At 47.1% G+C, this 21,468-nt stretch carries 16 protein-coding genes; 8 read left to right on the forward strand and 8 right to left on the reverse strand.

Annotated features, from left to right (window positions below):
- The first annotated feature begins 302 nt into the window (after positions 1-302).
- Positions 303-1,784, forward strand: coding sequence for an alpha-amylase (locus MKY28_RS28045; protein ID WP_340937592.1), 1,482 nt, complete (start codon positions 303-305; stop codon positions 1,782-1,784).
- A 450-nt stretch (positions 1,785-2,234) separates the two neighbouring features.
- Here MKY28_RS28045 and MKY28_RS28050 read toward each other — a convergent pair whose 3' ends face one another.
- Positions 2,235-2,513, reverse strand: a complete 279-nt coding sequence (locus MKY28_RS28050) for a hypothetical protein (RefSeq protein WP_340937593.1) — start codon at positions 2,511-2,513, stop codon at positions 2,235-2,237.
- A gap of 63 nt (positions 2,514-2,576) precedes the next feature.
- The gene (locus MKY28_RS28055; RefSeq protein ID WP_036612911.1) at positions 2,577-3,320 is read right to left on the reverse strand and encodes an MBL fold metallo-hydrolase; all 744 of its coding nucleotides are present in this window, start codon (positions 3,318-3,320) and stop codon (positions 2,577-2,579) included.
- 203 nt (positions 3,321-3,523) lie between these two features.
- Here MKY28_RS28055 and uxaC point away from each other — a divergent pair, with 203 nt between their 5' ends.
- From uxaC to MKY28_RS28075, 4 genes are all read left to right on the forward strand, one after another.
- The gene (uxaC, locus tag MKY28_RS28060; RefSeq protein ID WP_340937594.1) at positions 3,524-4,966 is read left to right on the forward strand and encodes a glucuronate isomerase; all 1,443 of its coding nucleotides are present in this window, start codon (positions 3,524-3,526) and stop codon (positions 4,964-4,966) included.
- A 401-nt stretch (positions 4,967-5,367) separates the two neighbouring features.
- Complete coding sequence (locus tag MKY28_RS28065) at positions 5,368-5,910, forward strand: MarR family winged helix-turn-helix transcriptional regulator (RefSeq protein ID WP_036612904.1); 543 nt, start codon at positions 5,368-5,370, stop codon at positions 5,908-5,910.
- A complete protein-coding gene (locus MKY28_RS28070; protein WP_211085268.1) occupies positions 5,907-7,634 on the forward strand; it encodes an ABC transporter ATP-binding protein in 1,728 nt (575 codons plus the stop codon). Before MKY28_RS28065 ends, MKY28_RS28070 begins: the two co-directional genes overlap by 4 nt.
- On the forward strand, positions 7,631-9,508 hold the full coding sequence (locus MKY28_RS28075) for an ABC transporter ATP-binding protein (protein ID WP_036612899.1): 1,878 nt from the start codon (positions 7,631-7,633) through the stop codon (positions 9,506-9,508). The genes MKY28_RS28070 and MKY28_RS28075 overlap by 4 nt, the downstream gene beginning before the upstream one ends.
- A 656-nt stretch (positions 9,509-10,164) precedes the next feature.
- Here the strand turns inward: MKY28_RS28075 and MKY28_RS28080 are convergent.
- Positions 10,165-10,758, reverse strand: coding sequence for a hypothetical protein (locus MKY28_RS28080; protein WP_036612896.1), 594 nt, complete (start codon positions 10,756-10,758; stop codon positions 10,165-10,167).
- 315 nt (positions 10,759-11,073) lie between these two features.
- Between MKY28_RS28080 and MKY28_RS28085 the strand changes: the two genes are divergently transcribed.
- On the forward strand, positions 11,074-11,970 hold the full coding sequence (locus MKY28_RS28085) for a diacylglycerol/lipid kinase family protein (RefSeq protein WP_340937595.1): 897 nt from the start codon (positions 11,074-11,076) through the stop codon (positions 11,968-11,970).
- A 40-nt stretch (positions 11,971-12,010) separates the two neighbouring features.
- On the opposite strand, the gene MKY28_RS28090 is transcribed toward MKY28_RS28085, so the two are convergent.
- Complete coding sequence (locus MKY28_RS28090) at positions 12,011-12,601, reverse strand: GNAT family N-acetyltransferase (protein WP_340937596.1); 591 nt, start codon at positions 12,599-12,601, stop codon at positions 12,011-12,013.
- A 90-nt stretch (positions 12,602-12,691) separates the two neighbouring features.
- Entirely contained in the window at positions 12,692-13,318 is a 627-nt protein-coding gene (locus MKY28_RS28095; protein ID WP_340937597.1) for a TetR/AcrR family transcriptional regulator, read from the reverse strand.
- A 178-nt stretch (positions 13,319-13,496) separates the two neighbouring features.
- On the opposite strand from MKY28_RS28095, the gene MKY28_RS28100 reads away from it, so the two are divergent.
- Both MKY28_RS28100 and MKY28_RS28105 read left to right on the forward strand, forming a co-directional pair.
- The gene (locus MKY28_RS28100) at positions 13,497-15,728 is read left to right on the forward strand and encodes an MMPL family transporter (RefSeq protein ID WP_340937599.1); all 2,232 of its coding nucleotides are present in this window, start codon (positions 13,497-13,499) and stop codon (positions 15,726-15,728) included.
- Between the two features lie 270 nt (positions 15,729-15,998).
- Positions 15,999-16,952 carry a nucleoside hydrolase gene (locus MKY28_RS28105; protein ID WP_340937600.1) on the forward strand — a complete coding sequence of 318 codons (954 nt, stop codon included), beginning with the start codon at positions 15,999-16,001 and terminating at the stop codon, positions 16,950-16,952.
- A 223-nt stretch (positions 16,953-17,175) separates the two neighbouring features.
- Here MKY28_RS28105 and MKY28_RS28110 read toward each other — a convergent pair whose 3' ends face one another.
- From MKY28_RS28110 to MKY28_RS28120, 3 genes are all read right to left on the reverse strand, one after another.
- Positions 17,176-18,894, reverse strand: coding sequence for a methyl-accepting chemotaxis protein (locus MKY28_RS28110; protein WP_340937601.1), 1,719 nt, complete (start codon positions 18,892-18,894; stop codon positions 17,176-17,178).
- 273 nt (positions 18,895-19,167) lie between these two features.
- Positions 19,168-19,899 (reverse strand): DUF3105 domain-containing protein, encoded by a 732-nt coding sequence (locus MKY28_RS28115; RefSeq protein ID WP_340937602.1) that lies wholly within the window; start codon positions 19,897-19,899, stop codon positions 19,168-19,170.
- Between the two features lie 337 nt (positions 19,900-20,236).
- Positions 20,237-21,151 (reverse strand): hypothetical protein, encoded by a 915-nt coding sequence (locus MKY28_RS28120; protein WP_340937603.1) that lies wholly within the window; start codon positions 21,149-21,151, stop codon positions 20,237-20,239.
- Positions 21,152-21,468: the final 317 nt, after the last annotated feature.

Consider the following 21,468-nt stretch of genomic DNA (forward strand, 5'->3'; position numbering starts at 1 on the left):
GGAGAGGACAGAAAAAACCTGAAAAAGCGAAGCGTTCGCCTTTATCCTCGGATTTTCCCCTTCGAAAAAGGGAATCAAAAAATCTGGGGATAACAGCGATTGGAAGGTTATTCTGTCATCGTAGTGTCAGTGTAAATAATCTTTGTTAAGCTTATACAGCATATATTTTTTGATTTTCTTTCCTTTATATGATTGAAGGGTAGGGTGAAAGGGTTATAACTTGGTTAGCAACGAACGAACAACGGCGATTACCCTATCCGTTCCGCGGTCCGCTTCGAAAGCAATCAAGGAGGTCGATTATAATGAAGAGAAATCATACCATGATGCAGTTTTTTGAATGGCACCTGGCTGCAGACGGAGATCATTGGAAGCGACTGGCTGAAATGGCCCCGGAACTGAAAGCCAAAGGCATTGACTCGGTATGGGTGCCACCCGTAACCAAGGCAGTGTCAGCAGAAGATACAGGTTATGGTGTATATGATCTGTACGATCTGGGCGAATTTGATCAAAAGGGTACCGTACGGACCAAATATGGCACCAAGCAGGAACTGGTGGAGGCCATTGCCGAGTGTCAGAAAAACGGCATTGCCGTCTATGTGGATCTGGTTATGAATCACAAGGCCGGAGCAGATGAGACGGAAGTGTTCAAAGTGATCGAGGTTGATCCCAATGATCGAACGAAGGAAATTTCTGAGCCGTTTGAGATTGAGGGCTGGACCAAATTCACATTCCCGGGTCGCGGGGATCAATACTCCTCTTTTAAATGGAACTCTGAACACTTCAACGGCACGGACTTTGATGCCAAGGGAGAACGAACGGGTGTATTCCGCATCGCAGGAGAGAATAAAAAATGGAATGAGAATGTCGATGATGAGTTTGGTAACTATGACTATCTGATGTTCGCCAATATAGATTATAACCACCCGGATGTTCGGCGCGAGATGATCGATTGGGGGAAATGGCTGATCGATACCCTCCAGTGTGGTGGGTTCCGGCTGGATGCGATTAAACATATCAACCATGAATTCATTAAGGAATTCGCAGCAGAGATGATCCGCAAACGCGGTCAGGATTTCTACATCGTAGGCGAGTTCTGGAATTCAAACCTGGATGCATGTCGTGAATTCCTCGATACGGTAGACTATCAGATCGACTTGTTTGACGTGTCTCTTCACTACAAGTTGCATGAGGCTTCGCTTGCAGGTAGAGACTTTGATCTCTCCAAAATTTTTGATGATACCTTGGTTCAGACACATCCTACCCATGCGGTAACTTTTGTAGATAACCATGACTCCCAACCTCATGAAGCGTTGGAATCATGGATTGGAGACTGGTTTAAGCCAAGCGCCTATGCGTTGACGCTATTACGTCGCGATGGTTATCCGGTTGTATTTTACGGGGATTATTATGGCATTGGTGGTCCTGAACCTGTGGATGGCAAAAAAGAGATTTTGGACATTCTGCTGTCTGCCCGTTGCACCAAGGCGTATGGAGAGCAGGAAGATTACTTCGATCACGCCAATACGATTGGCTGGGTACGTCGTGGCGTAGAGGAAATCGAAGGTTCCGGTTGTGCAGTGGTCATCTCCAACGGGGATGACGGTGAGAAGAGAATGCTCGTCGGAGAGCATCGTGCTGGTGAAGTCTGGGTGGATCTGACGAACAGCTGTGATGATCAGATTACCATTGAGGAAGATGGTTGGGCCACCTTCCATGTGTGCGGTGGAGGCGTCTCGGTATGGGCTCTTCCTGAACAGAATGAGGACTGTGCTGACGCTGAGTAACGGCATGTGCCAGGCAGGATAAGAAAAGGTACACGGATGGATATGAAAACAGTATATATAGATCGTTGAATCACCTGAACAGGAGAGCAAGCATGCCTGTGTTCAGGTGGTTTTTTTGCATTTTTCTATGTACAAGGAAAACTCCATCCTAACGAACCGAGGGCAACTTATTTGCACTGAATTAGCGTTATTGGAATTCTAACGAATCTCAGTAACCTTATTACCCTCAAGAACGATTGAAATAACGCCAATTGGAGCAACATCACCAGATTAACGCGTTTGAGATTCGTTAGAATACTGGTAACTCGGATTTCAGCCGAATAAGGTCTCTCAGATTCGTTAGCTTAACGTGGGTTAAGTGTCGCCGCCATAGGCAAACGAATGACTGCTACAAGTAAAAACATGAAATGAGAAAGGAATCAGCTTAGATTTAACAGCAGGATAAGATTATTACTCTTCAAAATACTGATTCATCGTATCCCACATTCGATTGAACTCACTTCGTTCCATTGAAAATGCTCCAGGCTTCTCAGGTTTATGATGAGAAGTTGGCTCAAAGTTTAAGTATTCATGGTGTGTAGTACACTCATAGTTTTTGCTGTTAATGAGGAATTCAATTCTGTCCTTAAAGGGTCTTTCCAGTAATTTAACCACCATGATGTCTCCACTACTGGTGCTTCTTGCAGGAGAATATATCAGAAAGTAACCTTGTTCAATTCGATATTCCATAGCAATGACCTCCATTAGAATATAGGTCCAAATACGATAATATCCGATGCCCTCTCTCCGTACCTACTCCAGTTCAAATGATTCCAACGTGCCAACCATCCGCAGATTATGCTCGCGGTTGAACTGATCCCGTCTGTCCGCATCCGCGTACTCATCATGATAATGCATCAGTACGGTTTTCTGTCTCACTTCCGCGGGTAACTGCTCCAGATCTTTCAATGAAGTATGGGATTTGATGACCAGATCGTGCATATGGCATTCATGGAAAATCAGCTGCACATCAGCGGCAACTTGCTCCACACGTTCCTGGTCGAGTGTACTGTCAGCACTGTAATAGAAGTAAGGCTTGGCGAGTAGCCCATTGCTGACCATACCGGGAACATGCTGTGTCCGAAACGTCTCAAACGTCACGCCGCCCAGTTCGAATGTGCCTCCATCTGGCAGGGGAACGACATCGTAGTAATCGCTCATGGTACGTTCACCATCCGTTGTGTAGCGCATGCCGGGGGATAGAATGTTCCAGAGCGGATCTACCAATTGTTCGTGTATGAACAGACGGGGTTTGCGGTCGCCTACGATCTGTGCGTAATAACCCAGCATCTGTACACCATTAATATGATCTTCATGTAGATGCGTAATGAACACGTTGTGGATATCGGTCATGGCGAATCCATATTCCTTGAGTGCTTTAGCATTTGATTCTGGAAAATCAATGACCAGATGCGTGTCTCCGAATTCAGCCAACATACTATTGTGGTGCTGCTCCACGCTGAACATATCTCCAGTGCCGAGAAAAGTGATTTTCAATTCATTTCATCTCCTTGTGTGATCTTCAGATCAGCATCCTTGCGTTAAATCCAGTATACCTTGTTCCCGAATATATGCCTAAATCAACCTTTTTTGATAACGCTATCATTTTATATTGAACTTTGATGATAAACAGTGTAGCGTAAAGATGGGAAGTGAACCCATATGAACGTAAACTCACCTAAAGGGAGCGTGCGAGGCGAATGAAATCTTTTCTGGATGAACAATTTTTGCTGCACAATGAAACGGCGATCAAGTTATATGAGGATTATGCCAAAGACATGCCGATTATTGATTATCATTGCCACCTCAGTCCTCAGGAGATCTACGAGAACAAAACCTTTGGCAATCTTACAGAGGCTTGGTTATACGGTGATCACTATAAGTGGCGGCTCATGCGCGCAAACGGAATTGAAGAGCAATATGTGACCGGCGGCGAGGGAGTAACCGATTACGATCGTTTCCTGGCTTATGCCAAAACGGTACCGATGATGATTGGTAATCCGCTGTACGCCTGGTCTCACTTGGAATTACAGCGATATTTCGGCGTCTACGAAGTATTGAATGAGACAAGTGCCCCAGCCATCTGGGAAAAAGTAAATGCCAAACTGAACAGTGACGGATTCGGTGCACGCGATCTGATTACCAAATCCAATGTCACTGTTGTGTGCACAACCGATGATCCAACGGATTCTCTGGAGTATCATCTGAAAATTCAGGAAATCGAAGGCTTTGATACGGCGGTATTACCTTCTTTCCGCCCGGATAAAGGCTTGGAATTGAACCGGGATACCTTCGTGGAATGGGTGGGCAAGCTGTCGCAGGCATCTGGCACTGCCATTTCAGATTATGAATCCTTCCTTGCTGCGCTGGAGTCACGTGTGGAATTCTTCCATTCTGTCGGCGGTAGAGTCTCTGACCATGCACTTGATTATGTTCCTTACGGTGTGGCTACACGCGAAGAGGCGGGTGCCATCTTTGCCAAGGTACTTGCGGGTCAGAAGGTAACTCGTGAGGAAGAGGACAAGTACAAGACGGTAACGCTGACGTTCCTTGGCAAACTGTATGCAGATCGGGGCTGGGTGATGCAGTTCCACATTAATGCAGCCCGTAACAACAACACACGGATGTTTGCCAAACTTGGGCCGGATACTGGTTACGATGCCGTGAATGATACGCCGCTTTCCGCAGCGATGATTGGATTGCTCGACGCGTTGGAGCAGCAACAAGCACTGCCCAAAACGATTCTGTATTCTCTGAATCCAAGGGACAACGAAGTGCTCGCGGCGATCATCGGCAGCTTCCAGGGCGGGGGCATTCCGGGCAAAATCCAGCTTGGTGCCGCCTGGTGGTTCAATGATACGAAGGATGGCATGCTCGCTCAGATGAAAGCCTTGGCGAATGTTGGTCTGCTAAGCCGTTTTGTTGGCATGCTGACCGATTCACGCAGCTTCCTGTCCTACACCCGGCATGAGTATTTCCGTCGTCTGGTCTGCAACCTAATTGGTGAATGGGCCGAACAAGGGGAGGCACCGCAGGATATGGAGTTGCTCGGTCAGATCGTACAGGGCATTGCCTACAACAATGCAAAAGAATATTTCCCGTTTGCCTCAGTGCTTAAAACAGTCTCTGCTTCACAGTCCTGATGATTAACAAGCGCATCTAATCATGCAAGTTATGCAATTTAGGAGATTCTCTAATTTCTAATTTTCAATCGTTATAAAAATGCTCCCATTTCTTACCTCGGGTCATCATCCACCGGAGTAATGAACGGGAGTTTCTTTATAAGTTGAATTCATGGAATTGTACATAATAACTATAGTGGGCTCCAATGGAGGCCATATGACAAAACCCATAATCAAGCGCGTGTATGCTCTTGGTTATGGGTTTATGTTGGTTATTTTTAGATGTTTGACAATGGCTTCTTACGATAATATACTTAGTACACCTAATTAATTGTGCATCTATTTAATTGTATTACTATTTAATAGATGTCCTATGATGTTGGATGTCTATGGAATGATAAAGAAAGAAGGAGGGACCCATTATGACTGGTATAGATCCGGTCGCTCAGAAGCTTTTGTACTCCATTATGCAGTTTAATAAAGGCAAATGGAGGCAACATAAACCTCATGGGCGCAATCACAATGAAATTATGGTGCTGGGTTGTTTACTCCACGGGATGCATCCGGGAGAACAATTGAACTGGCAGGACAATCCGCCTGATTTCAATGACACGATCGAATCCAATCATCCCGGGATGAAAGTCTCGGAAATTAGCGCATTGCTACGAGTGAAGTCACCGACCATTACACCTGTTATTCGTGGCCTTGAAGATGAGGGGCTGGTCAAACGGACGATGGACCCGGAGGATCGCCGTGCTGTCCGCATCACGATTACTGAAGCAGGTCGTGAAATTATTCGGGCTGCTCACCAAGAACGCATGGAAATATTCAATAAGTTAGTTGAGCATTTGGGTGAGCAAGACAGTACTCAGCTGGCTGAGTTGTTGACCAAGGTATACACCTTTTTTGATACATTAACTTCCTTGCAAAAGGATGATTCGACAAGAGGAGATGATAAGCCATGATGAAACTGTTTCGCATGCTGAAGCCATACCAAATTCCGATTATTTTTATTCTGGTGTTGGTACTGTTTCAGTCGCTTGCTGAATTGTACCTGCCTACGTTAATGGCAGATATTGTGAATGACGGCATCATTAAAGGGGATATCCCGTATATCTGGCAGATTGGTGGATGGATGTTGGTCATCGCGATTGGCGGAACAGCGTGTTCGGTGATTGCCAGTTATCTCTCATCTCGAACAGCGGGTGGATTTGCCAAACAACTGCGTAGCAGAGTATTCCGCCATGTGGAGAATTTCTCTCTCCAAGAGTTCGATAAGATGGGTACTGCTTCGCTGATTACGCGTACGACGAATGACATCACACAGGTACAGAATGTACTTACAATGATGCTGCGCATGATGATTATGGCTCCGCTCATGTGTATCGGGGGTATCTTCATGGCGGTATCTCAGGACGCCAAATTATCTACGATTTTCCTGGTCGTGCTTCCGGTACTCGGTGGAGCTATTGCGCTGATTGGTGCCAAGGGTTTACCTTTGTTCAAAACCATTCAGAAAAAGCTGGACCGACTCAACCTGGTGCTGCGTGAGCAGTTAACAGGGATTCGGGTTGTTCGTTCCTTTAACCGTGGGGAGCATGAGAAAGTGCGCTTTAACGGGGCCAATACAGAACTGAGAGATTCATCGATCAAAGTTAATGTGCTCATGGCGACCATCATGCCTGTGATGATGCTGGTTATGAACTTTTCGATGATTGCCATCCTTTATTTTGGTGGAATGCGGATCGACAGCGGCAATATGAACATCGGTGCGTTGATTGCCTTCATCCAATATGCAATGCAGATCATGTTCTCACTGATTATGGTTTCGATGATCTTTGTTATGATTCCAAGAGCTTCAGCATCGGCAGAACGGATCAACGAAGTGCTCGATATGCAGCCGGATCTTAGCAATCCCGAGCAGCCTCGTGGTATGAAATCCATGCAGGGTATGATTGAGTTTGACAATGTAACTTTCCGTTATCCGGGCGCAGAGAATCCAGCTTTGTCCAATATCTCCTTCACAGCTCGCTCAGGTGAGACAACAGCCATCATAGGCGGTACGGGTTCTGGGAAATCGACATTGCTCAGTCTTATTCCACGATTTTATGATGTGACCGAAGGCAGTGTTCGGGTAAATGGTACGGATGTGCGTGAAATTCGGCAGGAAGATCTGCGTGCCAAAATTGGCTTTGTACCACAAAAAGCAGTCCTCTTTACGGGTACGATTACGGAGAATATTCGTCACGGGAAAGACGATGCCACAATGGATGAAGTTGTTCATGCGGCCCGTACGGCTCAGGCGGAGAACTTCATTACCGAGATGAAAGAGGGATATGACAGCCTTATCGCACAAGGTGGTAACAACGTATCTGGTGGACAAAAGCAACGTCTGTCCATCGCTCGCGCACTTGTTCGCCGTCCGGAAGTTTATATCTTTGATGACAGTTTCTCTGCTCTCGATTTCAAAACGGATGCTAAACTTCGTGCTGCGCTGAAGTCCGAAACGACAGAAGCGGCTGTGCTAATTGTTGCGCAACGCGTAAGTACAGTAATGGATGCCGATCGCATTCTGGTTATGGATGAGGGCCGAATTGTCGGTTCAGGAACACATAAAGAGCTGCTGGAGCACAATGAAGTGTATCGCGAGATTGTATCCTCCCAGCTGACAGAGGAGGAGATCGCATGAGTGAACGTACAGAACGTAAGTCGCCTCGTCCCCATGGTGGGCCGGGTCCAGGTCCCGGAATGGGCATGCGACCTCCCGCTGAGAAAGCAAAAGATTTCAAAGGCACACTGCGTCGCTTGATTCGTTATCTCCAGCCCCATAGTTCTCGTCTGTTAGGTGTGCTGGTTGCAGCCATTTTGAGTACCGTATTCAGCATCATCAGTCCAAAAGTTATGGCCGAAGGAACGGATATTCTCAGTAAAGGCGCCATTGCCATCCTTCAGGGTGTACAGGGAGCCGGGATTGATTTTCCTGCATTGATGAAAGTGTTATACCTGCTTGGCGGACTCTATCTGTTCAGTGCTGCATTTATGTATGTTCAGCAATACCTGATGGCCGGTGTGGCCCAACGTGTTGTGTATGACATGCGTGAGCAGATCAGTGCGAAGGTTGGACGTCTTCCTTTGAAATATTTTGACTCCCGCACAACTGGGGAGACACTTAGCCGTGCCACGAATGACGTGGACAATATCAGTAATACACTTCAGCAAAGTTTGGCACAGTTCATTACGTCCATCGTCACAATTGTCGGCGTAATTATCATGATGCTGACGATTAGTCCATGGATGACGCTGATCACGATTTTGACGTTGCCACTCAGTGTGGTTGTTGTCATGCTGGTTGCATCCCGTTCGCAAAAACACTTTGCGGGTCAACAGAAATCCCTTGGGGAACTGAATGGTCATGTCGAAGAGATGTACACGGGACACAAGGTTGTCAAAGCATTTGGACGCGAAGAACAATCCGTACAGCAATTTGAGAAGGTCAATGAAGAACTGTATGAATCCGGCTGGAAAGCCCAGTTTATCTCGGGTATTATTATGCCGCTCATGAGTTTCGTTGGTAACTTGGGTTATGTACTGATCTGTGTGGTTGGTGGGATTTTCGTTACACGCGGATCTATCTCTATTGGGGATATTCTGGCCTTCACACAATATTCCCGTCAATTTACACAACCGATTAACCAGATTGCGAATATCTCGAATATTATTCAATCAACGATTGCTTCGGCAGAACGGGTATTCGAGTTGCTGGATGAAGAGGAAGAAGTTCCGGAGTCCAAACAACCCGTGCAATTACAGCAGCCTAAAGGTGCGGTTGCATTCCAAGGTGTTAATTTTGGATATAAAGAAAATGAACTGCTCATTCATAACATGAATATTGATGTAAAACCGGGACAGACGGTAGCCATTGTTGGACCAACGGGAGCCGGTAAAACCACCCTGATCAACCTGTTAATGCGTTTCTACGAAATTCAGGATGGTCGGATTACGATTGACGGTGCAGACATTAAGGACATGGAGCGTGGTAAGCTGCGCAGTCTGTTCGGCATGGTGCTTCAGGATACCTGGTTGTTTAACGGAACGATTCGGGACAACATCGCCTATGGTCGAGAAGGTTCTACGGAAGAGGATGTAATCAAGGCAGCCGTTGCGGCACATGCGGATCACTTTATCCGTACACTGCCTGATGGTTATGATACGGTGCTGAATGAAGAGGCGTCGAACATCTCTCAAGGGCAGAAACAGTTGCTGACCATTGCAAGAGCGATTCTGGCGAACCCGGCCATCCTCATTCTGGATGAAGCGACGAGTAGCGTGGATACACGGACCGAAGTATTTATCCAGAAAGCAATGAATGATCTGATGAAAGATCGCACAAGCTTTGTCATTGCACACCGTTTGTCTACCATTCGCGGCGCCGATCTGATCCTGGTTATGGATCATGGTAACGTGATTGAACAGGGTAATCATGATGAATTGATGGCAAGTCAGGGCTTCTACGCCGATCTGTACAATAGTCAGTTTGCGGAGCAACAACCGCAGGCGATCTGATTACACTGTAACTAACTAGAATAGCCGGGAGCACTCTTAGGGGTGCTCCCGGCTATTTGTCGTGTATCCAGAGGAGTCGATTCTAATGTGGAGCAGATTGGATCCGTTTGGATACGATGGATCTATAAGATATGAAGGAACGTTGGCATAGTAATTGGAGTGTGGTGCTCGTCAGCCTTTCAGTTGTTTGCGTGAGGTGCAGACAGGATGAGGGTTCATCCTTCGTCCATGCTAACGAATCGTAGACACCTTATATGGAGGATTATCAAGCACTCCCAACTCTAACGAACTTGAGACATGTTATTTCTCGGATAAGCAGCGCAAAACGGTAAAATAAACTGCAGATTGAGGAAATAAAGTGTCTACGATTCGTTAGAACGCCGGTATTGTGGAATTGTGCTTATTAGAGTGTGCTGAGTTCGTTAAAATATTCTAGTAAGCCTTAGTCATGATTGTCTTACATATGCCATGCTGTACAAAATAAAAACGGGACGAAGCGGTGTAACTACACTGCTTTGTCCCGTTTATTTATATTTTGAATTCATTGTACATCAATCTAGATACAAGCATACGAGCATAAGCTCACCGAGTGGGACATCCAGATTAGTCATAAGATACTTTGTAAGCCTCAGTTTGGGCATAGCATGACCCGCATTTTACTGATCCTTAGAATCGTTCGCAGGTTCATCAGTGTCATTGCTAGAGACCGACCTTACTTCTGCCTTCACGTCGTCGCTGTTAGCTTCCTCCAGCGCAGACGGAGCGGGTTCACCCGGGATTAATTCGCGCTGCTCAATCATGCGTTTGACAACCTCATAACAGTCATCTACATGTTTGTTACCTACATAGCGCATGGCTGTGAAGCTGAGTGCGGCAGCCAATCCCTGTCCTGCAAATGGGACAAATTTGGCGACGGATTTGGTGGCTACGCGTACGCCGACTCTTTTCAGAACCTGGACAACCAATTCCTTGGTGATCATACGACCAATGACTTTGCTTCCGATGGACATCACGAATCCATAGATCATGGATTTGGTCTCGGGGTCCATGCCGTCCAACTGTTTTTGTGATAATCCGAATTTATTGTTAATGGCAGGCAACAGCTGCATCAGCATCCCCACATCAGCCAGTACGTCTGTACCGGGCAGCGGAACGAGTGTTGTACCGGCAGAAGCGGTAGCTCTTTTGCGAACCATGGTACGGCATTCCTTGCGAACTTGCTCCAATTGTTCCAACGTTGCCGGAATCATAGGGAATCCCTCCATTCGTATATGGTATAGATATAACCGTTTTGACTCAATTTGAATGGGTTCTCACCAGCAAAATTTGCGGCCTTATGACATTAAGGTGCGGAGAAACCCTTTTTTCCATGCATACATCTGGTTAAACAAGGAAATGGTTTGTGGATAAACGGGCCATCTAGCTATTACGAATGAATGAGGATTAGGATGCATACCTGATTGGGAAACCTATTTGGAATCATGATGTGTACTTAGCGAAGGGCTTGTTTACGGCTTCAACCTTTGTGGGTAAAGGGTAACAAGCATTGGAATGGAGGAAGAGGGATGGAGTTTAACAAAGCGTTGTTAATTCATCATCATCATTCGGGCAAGGCCAGTCGTGAGAATACAGTGGGCCTTGTGGCTGGTGTGCTGGCTCCCGCTGTCCATGAACTCGTCATTGTGCGTACGGATGAAGCTGGTGAAGGAGAGAAGTTGTGTCGTGAACGCGGGGAGCAATTCAATGTGGTGTTTATCCTGGGTGGGGATGGCACGGTGCATGAATGCGTGAATGGACTGGCCGATCTGCAACATCCTCCGTTGATTGGTATATTGCCTGGAGGCACCTGTAATGACTTTGCGCGTTCGCTCGGGATTTCACCGGATGCAGAGATTGCGGCACAAGAAATGCTGGCAGGTCGGGTGGTATCTATTGATGTTGGACGAGCTAATGATCGGGTGTTCACGAACTTTTTTGGCATTGGCTTGATCAGTGATGCATCGCAGAATATTAACGAGAATCTGAAAGGCGCGCTGGGGAAGCTCAGTTATTTTATCAGCACTTTACAGACAATTAGTCATACAGAGCCATTTCGTTACCAACTGGAGGCGGATGGGAAAGAGATGGAAGGCGAAGCGGTGATGATCTATGCAGCCAATGGCCGTTTTCTGGGAACAAATGCATTACCCTTTGCACCGGATGCGTTGCAGGATGGCAAACTGGACGTGCTCATTATTCATGAGACAGGCATTCCGCTGCTGCGAGAGGTTCTGTCACACAAGCCAGAGGGAGAATGGCAACCTCAGAGTGAGAGTATTTCATACTTCAAGGCATCTACGTTAAAAGTGAAGACGGATGCGCCGATGTCAGCTGACACGGACGGCGAATTGTATATGAAGACACCCGCCGAGCTGTCGGTGCTGACGGGTCATCTGAAGTTTCTAACCGGGGAGGGTTATTAAATCCCCCGGTTTTTTAGTTTGATTTTAGCTGATCGAAAACTTAAACATTCCCTGGCTGATCTCTCATATCACGTTGCCTGAACTCATCCTCCAGCATACTCATCTGAATGGCATCATGGTATTGATGATTGTAGAACAAGACATCCCGCTTCACACCCTCGCGCTGGAATCCGAGTTTCTCATACGTGCGAATGGCTCGATCGTTGAAGGCGTACACCTCAAGCTCGATTCGATGCAAGTTACAGATGCCGAAGCCGTAGTCCAGCATAAGCAACAACGCCTCGCTACCGTAACCTTTTCCTTGATGCTTCGCCTGATCGATGGCAACCCGGATATGTGCACTGCGATTCTTGGCATGCATGTCCATCAGGACGACATCTCCGATGATCTGGTCATTTTCCTGTAAAGCAATAAGTAGCATGAGTCTGGTGTCATCTTGTGCAGCGCTCTCAACATAACGTTCAACCTGAGCACGTGTGAAACTGTTCTGTGTTCCCGTCAGCCTACGCATCTCGGCGTCAAACAGACCGGGGAAGTATGCATCCACATCTGTAATCTCGAAGGGACGCAGATATATGCGCGACGTTTCCAGCAGACGTGGGATACGTGGGGAAGGTTTTGATTGGGACATAAGTTGTTCCTCCTAAAATGTGATGGAATAAAGGTCCAACATTCCGTATATCATCTTGTGCTGTTTATCGGCCAACGTATAGAAGAGTCTTTAGTTACGCTTAACCGCTCCATCCAGAAACAGCGCCACCAGTTCCTGCGCAAGTTCCTCGATGCTGCCGCCATTCATGTTGCGTACATCTTCGCGGTTCGCGAGCATCAGCAGTGACGTAAATGCATGGGCAAGCAGCATAGGGTTCCCGACCCGCAAATAACCATTATCCATCTCCTTCTGAAAATGGGTAGCTAGTACTTCAAAAATACGAACCTCCGCTTCCCGAATCTGAGCGAGTTGCTCCGTGTCCAGATGTTTCTCGGCTTCTCGCATCATGCTCTCCGTTTCAATATGGGAGTGTTGCATCTTTGCTTCCGCAACCTTAACCAGTCGTTCTTGCAACGTACCAGGTTCATCCAGACGGAGCGAAGTCTTCTGCATGCCCATCGCCATCATGCGGGTGATGGCAACGGTGAACAGGTCGGCTTTGCTGGTGAAATGATAATAGATCGATGCTTTGGTTACATTGCATAATGAAGCAATCTGCTGGAGAGACACAGGTTCATACCCGTATTCCATAAACAGACGTGACGCGGTCATCAATATGTTGGTTTGAACAGATGCTTGATCCACACCAGTTTTGGGTCTACCCGGTGAACGGGGAATGTTTGTTTTTTTGCTCATAAGTACATACCTCTTTACGTATTTAATTGCTTGTTAGAAGTGTTCACAAAATTAGGCATTGCAAAATTAACCTTCCGGTATATATAATTAACTCGATTATACTATGACCCGTGGTTCATTACTACACCATCATATATATTAGGGCTTCATAGAAACAGAATAGGGAGATGAAGAGACAATGCAGGAAGGTTCGGGTTACGGCCGTTGGGTTGCCGGCAAACGAAGCAAATGGATTACACTGTTGGTATGGATCATTATCGCGGTTGTGCTTGGTATGGTATGGCCTGCTGTAGGTGATCGTGAAACCAATAACGCGCAGGATCTGAGTGAATCCAAACCATCGGTTCAGGCAGCTGCACTTGCCGAGAAGGAATTCCCTGGCGGTGAGGGATTGCCCGCGCTGATCGTATGGCGTCAAGCCGGCGGTCTGACGGATGAGCAGATTCAGAACATTCAGGCATTAACGGAGCGACTGGATCAAGATCCGGTAGAACAACAGCAGTCCGTTGTGCCACTTTATCAATTGCCACCACAGGCATTGAAAGGCCAGCTTTCGGATGACGGAAGCACCTTGGTTATGCCACTTTTCTTCAATGAGGGTGCCGATTCGGAACAATTGAAGGAAGGTATTGAAGCACTTGAGCAAAAAACACAAGACATCTTCGGGGCGAACCCGTTCGATGTAGCTATAGATGATACCAATACATTGGTTGCCCGTGTGACAGGGCCAGTAGGGATATCCATTGACGCAAGCGGACTGTTCTCTTCCGCCGATGTATCCTTGCTGATCGCTACCGTTGTACTGGTATTAGTACTGCTGTTGTTGATCTATCGCTCGCCGGTACTGGCGATTATCCCGATCATTGCCGTTGGATTCGCATATATGGTGACAAGCCCCATTCTCGGATTCATGGCGGATCAGGGCTGGATTACGGTGGATGCACAGTCGATCTCGATCATGACCGTATTGTTATTCGGAGCAGGAACGGATTACTGCCTGTTCATGATCTCCAGATACCGCCAAATTCTCTATCATGAGCCGGACAAAAAGAAAGCCATCTTCCAGGCAATCACCGGATCTTCCGGTGCCATTGCCATGAGTGGATTCACGGTCGTTGCAGCACTACTGGTGCTGTTGCTGGCTGAATATGGTGCATATCATCGCTTTGCCGTACCATTCAGTCTGTCCATCTTCATCATGTTTATTGCAAGTCTGACGCTGGTTCCGGCGCTTCTTGCAATCTTCGGTCGGGGTTCATTCTACCCGTTCGTACCGCGTACACATGAGATGGAAGTCGAACGTGCGAAGAAAAAAGGCAAACCGGCTCCTGCCCCGCGCAAAGTGAAGGAAAGCTGGATTGGCCGTATAGTAGTAACGAAGCCATGGACCGTTCTTGCAATTACGTTGGTATTGCTGGGAGGACTAGCGACATTTTCTACTCAGGTTAAATTCACGTATGATCTGTTGTCTTCATTCCCGGAGGATGTGCCTTCCCGCGAAGGTTTCACCGTCATTGGCGAACAATTCTCCCAAGGTGAGCTGGCTCCAGTCAAAGTGATCGTTGATGCCGAAGGCAAAGAAACTGATCTGAAGCAGCGTCTCGAATCGCTGGATTACATTAGCAAAGTAGGCGATGCTCAGCAGGGTGCCGAGAATGCCAACATTACCGCCTTTGATGTGGAATTTAATCTGAATCCATATTCCATGGAGGCAATGCAGCATATCCCGGATCTGCAAGCTACTGCGGAACAGGCGCTTCAAGATGCTGGAGTAACCAATGCGGACAGTAATGTCTGGCTCGATGGTCAGACGGCTGAACAGTATGACATTGAAGTGGCTGGAGAACGGGATGCCAAGATCATTATTCCAGTGGTCATCGGCATGATTACTTTGTTGTTACTATTATACTTGCGTTCCGTTGTGGCCACGGCGTATCTGATTGCAACGGTCGTTCTGTCGTATTTCTCTGCACTGGGTCTGGGTTGGATCATCATTCACTATGGCCTTGGCGCAGATGCCATCCAGGGAGCGATTCCATTGTATTCCTTCGTATTCCTCGTGGCACTGGGTGAAGACTACAACATCTTCATGATCTCTAGCATCTGGCAGAAACGTAAAACGATGCCGCTTCGTCAAGCGATTAGAGAAGGTGTTGGCGAGACAAGCTCTGTTATTACATCTGCAGGTCTGATCTTGGCAGGAACATTTGCGGTACTTGCTACATTGCCAATTCAGGTGTTGGTGCAGTTTGGTATTATCACAGCCGTTGGTGTGATGTTGGATACCTTCCTGGTTCGTCCGTTCATGGTACCGGCGATCACCGCATTGCTGGGCAAATGGGCCTTCTGGCCAGGCAAATATGTGCCGATTGCAGAGAAGAATGAAGAGAAACAGAACCAGTCTATGTAATACATGGATTGGGTCAGATGGACGGCGGGGCTTCAAGCCTGCTGTCCATTTCTTTATTTTCCGAACGATAATGACCTCTACCAGTTGTCCTCCTGAGATGGAATGGTGGAACTGTAAAATATCCGCAGGATGAGGCATGATCCTTGTTTTCTTTGTATGGGGAAGGTTTACGTAGCCAAGTGTTTTGGGACATAATAGAGGAAGCGTCGGCTTAGGGCAGACGGAAGAATTAACAACAATGGGACAACCAGGGGAAGGATGAAAGCAAGCATGACGAACCAACTTAATGTGTATTTCAACCATGACGGCGGCGTAGATGACCTCGTATCGCTGTTCATGCTTCTGCAAATGGACAATGTACATGTAACCGGCGTATCGGTTATTCCGGCAGACGGATATCTGGAGCCAGCAACAGATGCCAGCCGTAAAATTATCGATCGTTTCGGTACATATTCCGTAGAGGTATCCAAATCCAACTCCAGAGGGAAAAATCCATTTCCTGCGGCGTGGAGACTGCATTCCTTCTATGTAGATGCACTTCCTGTACTGAACGAGTCCGGCAAAATGGAAGCACCACTCTCTGACGTTCCTGCACACCAGCATCTGATCGAGAAAGTACGCAATACTGAAGGCAAAACGCTGCTCCTGTTCACAGGCCCACTGACTGACCTTGCGCGTGCACTGGACGAAGCACCAGACATTGAAGAGAAAATCGACAAGCTGGTATGGATGGGTGGTACATTCGAGCGTGGTAACGTAGAAGAGCCTGAGCATGATGGCACAGCAGAGTGGAACGTATTCTGGGACCCGGAAGCGGCTTATCGTGTGTGGCAAAGTGGCATCCAGATTGATCTGGTTGCACTGGAAAGCACGAACAAAGTACCTCTGACTCCAGCCGTTCGTAACCGCTGGGCAGCAGAGCGTCGCTTCGAAGGCGTTGACTTCCTGGGTAACTGTTACGCAGGTTGTCCGCCACTGGTGTACAGTGAGACAAATTCCACATACTATCTGTGGGATGTGCTGACAACGGCTTCCGTTGGACGCGAGGACATCGTGAAGAAGAAAACCGTAAACTGTATTGTTATCCCGGATGGTCCTAGCCAGGGCCGCACGGTGGAGCAAGCAGACGGACGTCCAGTACAACTGGTGTATGATACCGATCCGGAAGCGTTCTTTACGTACATGACGGATTTGGGTAAAAAAGCTGCTCCGCAGCGCTACTAATTCAGGCAGCCGTAAGGCTTGCCAACATTAAAGGTACAAAAATAAAGCCGCAGGCAGTGGTCTGGATATGGGGTTGACCCCCATGTTCCCGTCCCTGCCGTGCGGCTTTTTGTTTTGGGCTGATCTATATAGATTGATAACAGCGATCGGAAGGTTGTTCTGTCATCGAAGTGGCAAGTGTAAATATTCTTTAGTTCAATCTATATAGTAATCTAGCTGCCCGCTATATTTTAAATCGACCAATCAATCCGTTCAGCTCACTGGACAATACCCGCAGAGATTCGGCGGATGCACTCATCTCATCCATGGATTGCAGCTGGCTTCCGGTAGCGTGCGATACCTTCTGGATGCTCGAAGAGGATTCGCGTGAGATATGTTCCATATCCTCCACGGAAGCGGATACTTCTTCTGCACTGGCAGACAGCTGCTCGGATGCTGCGGATACTTCGTGCAGACGTTCATTCATCGTCTCAATCCCGGTATGAATGGATGTGAATGAACGGCCTGCCTCCTGAACAACAGCGAGACCGGATTGGACTGCTGATGTGCTGGCAGACATATGTTCTGACAACAGGGCAGTCTGGCGTGTCATCTCGGCGATCAGTTCGGTTACATGCTGGGACGATTGCTCCGATTCCCCCGCAAGCTTGCGAACCTCTGAGGCAACCACCGCAAACCCGCTGCCATACTCTCCTGCACGAGCCGCTTCAATACTTGCATTAAGTGCGAGCAGATTGGTCTGTGAAGCGATGCCTTTCATCAGATGTGCTACCGACTCAATTTTACCTGAGTACTGCTCCAGCTGAGAGGTGGAGGCCACCATCTGTACATTTGCTTGATGAATTTTGTCCATGCTGTCAATCGCCGTGTTGATGTTGGCTTGACCTTGCACCGCATTATTGGTCGTTTCCTGTGATACATCGGCGACCATAGAAGAAGAATTCGCAATGTGCTGCATGCTGCGTGTGATCTCTTCCATGGCTACCGTAACTTCACCCGCACGAGCCACCTGTTCAGCAGCTCCACTGGCCGTATGATTGGTATGTTCGGCAATACGCTGGCTAGCTTCGGCAGTTGCCTGCGAATGTTTGGATACTCCTTCTGCAGCTTGTAGCAGAGAATCGGAGCTTTGACGGATGCCCGTCATGACATCACGAGTACCTGTAACCAGATGTTTGAACTCGGAAGCGAGTTGTCCTACCTCGTCCTTGCGACTAAGTTCAACGTTGACGGTCAGGTCGCCTTTTCCAACCTGGGTGATTAACTTCTTCAACTTCACCAATGGTCGGGTCAAGTAATGGGCGAATCCATATACCAGCAAGACACTCAACAAAACAATAGCCAAGGCTGTCCAGATCATGGTCATACGGTTGCGGGACATCAGTTCATAGACCGCAGTGGAGTCCAGATCCGCACCGACCAATCCTAGTACTTTCCCGTCAACCCCATGGATCGGCACATATGCTGTAATGGTAGCGCCATATTCATCCTGTGTGAGTTCGCCCCGAATAGGCTCATTCTGTTCAAAAGCTTGCAGCATTCCTTCATAATGGGTCTCTTCTGCGGAACCGTAAGGGGAGAAGTCATCCTCTGCCACATCGGCAGCAGCCCCATCCACAACGTAGAAATATGTATTTGTTCCATTTTCTTCGCGTGTACCAAGGGTATACAGATACTTGAGTCCATTGGCCTCGCGCAGCTGACTGAGCTGCTCACGCAATGTGCCGTAATACGCAGTCTCGGCCTGTCCGGTACTGAGTGGTGCATACAGAGAGGTGTCAATTAATGCAGCTGCCCGTTCACCCACAGCCTGTGCCTGCATCCCCATGGATTGCTCGACCAGTTGGGCCGATGAACGGTACATGGTAATGCCAAGAACCGCACCCGCGGCTAGCATCAGACAGGAAAAAAATAAAAAGATCCTCATAAACAAACTGTTCATTGGTAAAAGTGTTCCCCCTTGATCTGTTGAATCAATCGTCTCTTTGTCTCTTTACTTGGTGTTTGTCGTTCTTCTTTGGTTCGTATGTATTGTATATCCAATATACAGTTTTCTACTTGAAATATCGGCATCCGGTCCATAAAGAATTAGCTCCCGAGTCAATTTGATCCGGGAGCTGGTTTTGTTTCAATCCTATATTGACCATGCTCATCATTGGAACACATCTCATTGTCACTACATAGAGGGGCTTCACATGACTGGGTGATTACGTCATTACATCGTTCCGCCGCCCTGGCGAACAGAGGCAGGAATCTTTTCAGGTCCCTGATTAATATATTTATTGATAAAAGTACCCACCTTGGCATCGTCGAATTGGTCGAGTTTCATCGTTTTGGTCCATGCGGTCACCACGACTTCACTGCCTTCGGGAATATCCTTGTTGGGTACAGCCAGAATACCTGCTCCAGCTTCGCGGAATTTGGCGAGGTATTTCAGATGTTCCTTCAAATCCTCGCTTGCGTTCTCACGATAATAGATGATGATGTCCCCGTGCTCCAGATTGTGTACCAGATAATTATAGCCCGGGAAGTCGGTGTAAAATCCAAACTTGATATCATGCGGATTATGCGGCCCTGAAGTCGGGATCTTCATCTCATACTGAATAGGGTCCTCCGTATGGTCAGCCCCATAATATTTATCGTCCGTCACGTCGATTGTCGCGTTGGACTCCAGATCGGCTACATTATATGTTTTACCTGCTCCTTGCATGAAGAACAGGCCAAACGTAATAATCGACACAGCCATCATTACATGTGCAGCCAGCCGAAGGGATCGACTTTTTTTCTGGATGTCCGCCCGCTCTTTCTTTTTCATGTGGCCCAGGATTTTGCCCTGTGTGCGTGATGCCCAGATATAGGCGGCGATGGAGAACAGCAACACGATTACACCTACGATGAGCCACAGGTAGGATGTACCTGCCTCGTGCTCCATTTGCATATGATTCATATGAGTCATGTCCATAGAGAGTTCCTCTGCTTTCTTTGTAAAATGAGTGATTAATACACTACACACTGTAGTGTTTGTGGCAATGGTGAATCCACTCATTACGTAACGTGAGTTGCTGGTTCCGTGTTTGTTACGTAAATAAGAACATACCTGTTGCACTACACATTATAGTGTATGAAACATGCCTAGCGCAATGCTGCCTTGGTAAACCAAAAAAAGACCTTCCCCGCGCGAGCAGGGAAAGCCTTAATACAAATCTAATGAGATAACAGCGATCGGAAGGTTGTTCTGTCATCGAAGTAACGAGTGTAAACAGCTTTATTCCAACTGATATAGTTTACAGACGTCCAAAAGGCGAAAGCATCATGCCAATCAGTCCAATGATAATCTCACCCAACAATCGATACAGAATAAAGAATACGACCACATTGGCGATCAGCACGCTGTACATGCTGTCGATGGCTGCTTGGGTACGATTCAGTGGATACTGGAACAGCACCGCGTTCAGAGCAACAAAGATAATGATATACGAGACAGCAAGCAATGAAATCGCGATGGAATATGAGATGATAATAAACAGATTCGCCAGAACAAGGGATACGACAGCAGGAACAAGCAATGTACCAAACTGGGCAACCAGTGTTTTGGGACGGAAGGTTATTTTTTCAATCTTCAGAATAGCGTACATCAGTGCAATAGAGGCAATCAGGATAATGACGGTGAACAACAACGGTCTTAAAAATCCACCAATGAACAAGCCGTCCATGCCTATGCGACTAAAGGTAATTAAGAAGTATGTAGAAGATAGAACTGCAATTAGCGCCATCGTTAGCCATCCGTTTAGGGAATGCTGGTCGCCAACGGTTTTCATCGTCTGATAAGGACGGGCCAATACACTGAGGAAATAGGATAGATACTGTTTGCTTACTTCTTTGGCTTGCTGAACTTTCTCATTCTGCACAATATTATTCCACTGATTGGAGCTATTGTCTCCTGCAGAAGCATGGTCATTGGTACCTGTTGATTCTCTCGCCTGTTCCTTGTGAATGGAGACGGATGGTGTGTTGGATGGAACGGATGCCTGGGAAGAGGTAGCCTGCGTGCTGGACCAACGGGTATATTCAGGTTCGGAAGCAGCAGATTCCGAGTTCGGTACAGGAGTTGGTGATGAGGTTGTTTGCGTTAGATTAGAGCCGCACCTCTCGCAAAAATGGGCATCTCCATTTTCGTGATTACATACTGGACATTTCATGGTATAAGCCTCCAATTTCTAGAAAATAAAAACATGTCAACATTGTGTCTCATTTTAACGGTTAATGACGAAGTTTGTCTATGTTTCGCAGGAATTAGTACCCAATTAGGGAAAGTTGAAACAAAGGCCTCGAATCCTGTGTATGAAAACGGAGTATAGAAGCAACAATAGTATAGGAATGACATGCAGGCATATTAATGTAAATTCACTGTGGTTTAAGACGAATTGTTTTTGGCTGTTAATGTCTCATCGTTCGCTTTTATGTGTTATTCTCATGTTAACTATATCTTTTGGGTTGCCTATGATCGTATATTTAT

The organism is Paenibacillus sp. FSL R5-0473 (assembly GCF_038004565.1).
GTDB classification, from domain to species: Bacteria; Bacillota; Bacilli; order Paenibacillales; family Paenibacillaceae; genus Paenibacillus; species Paenibacillus amylolyticus.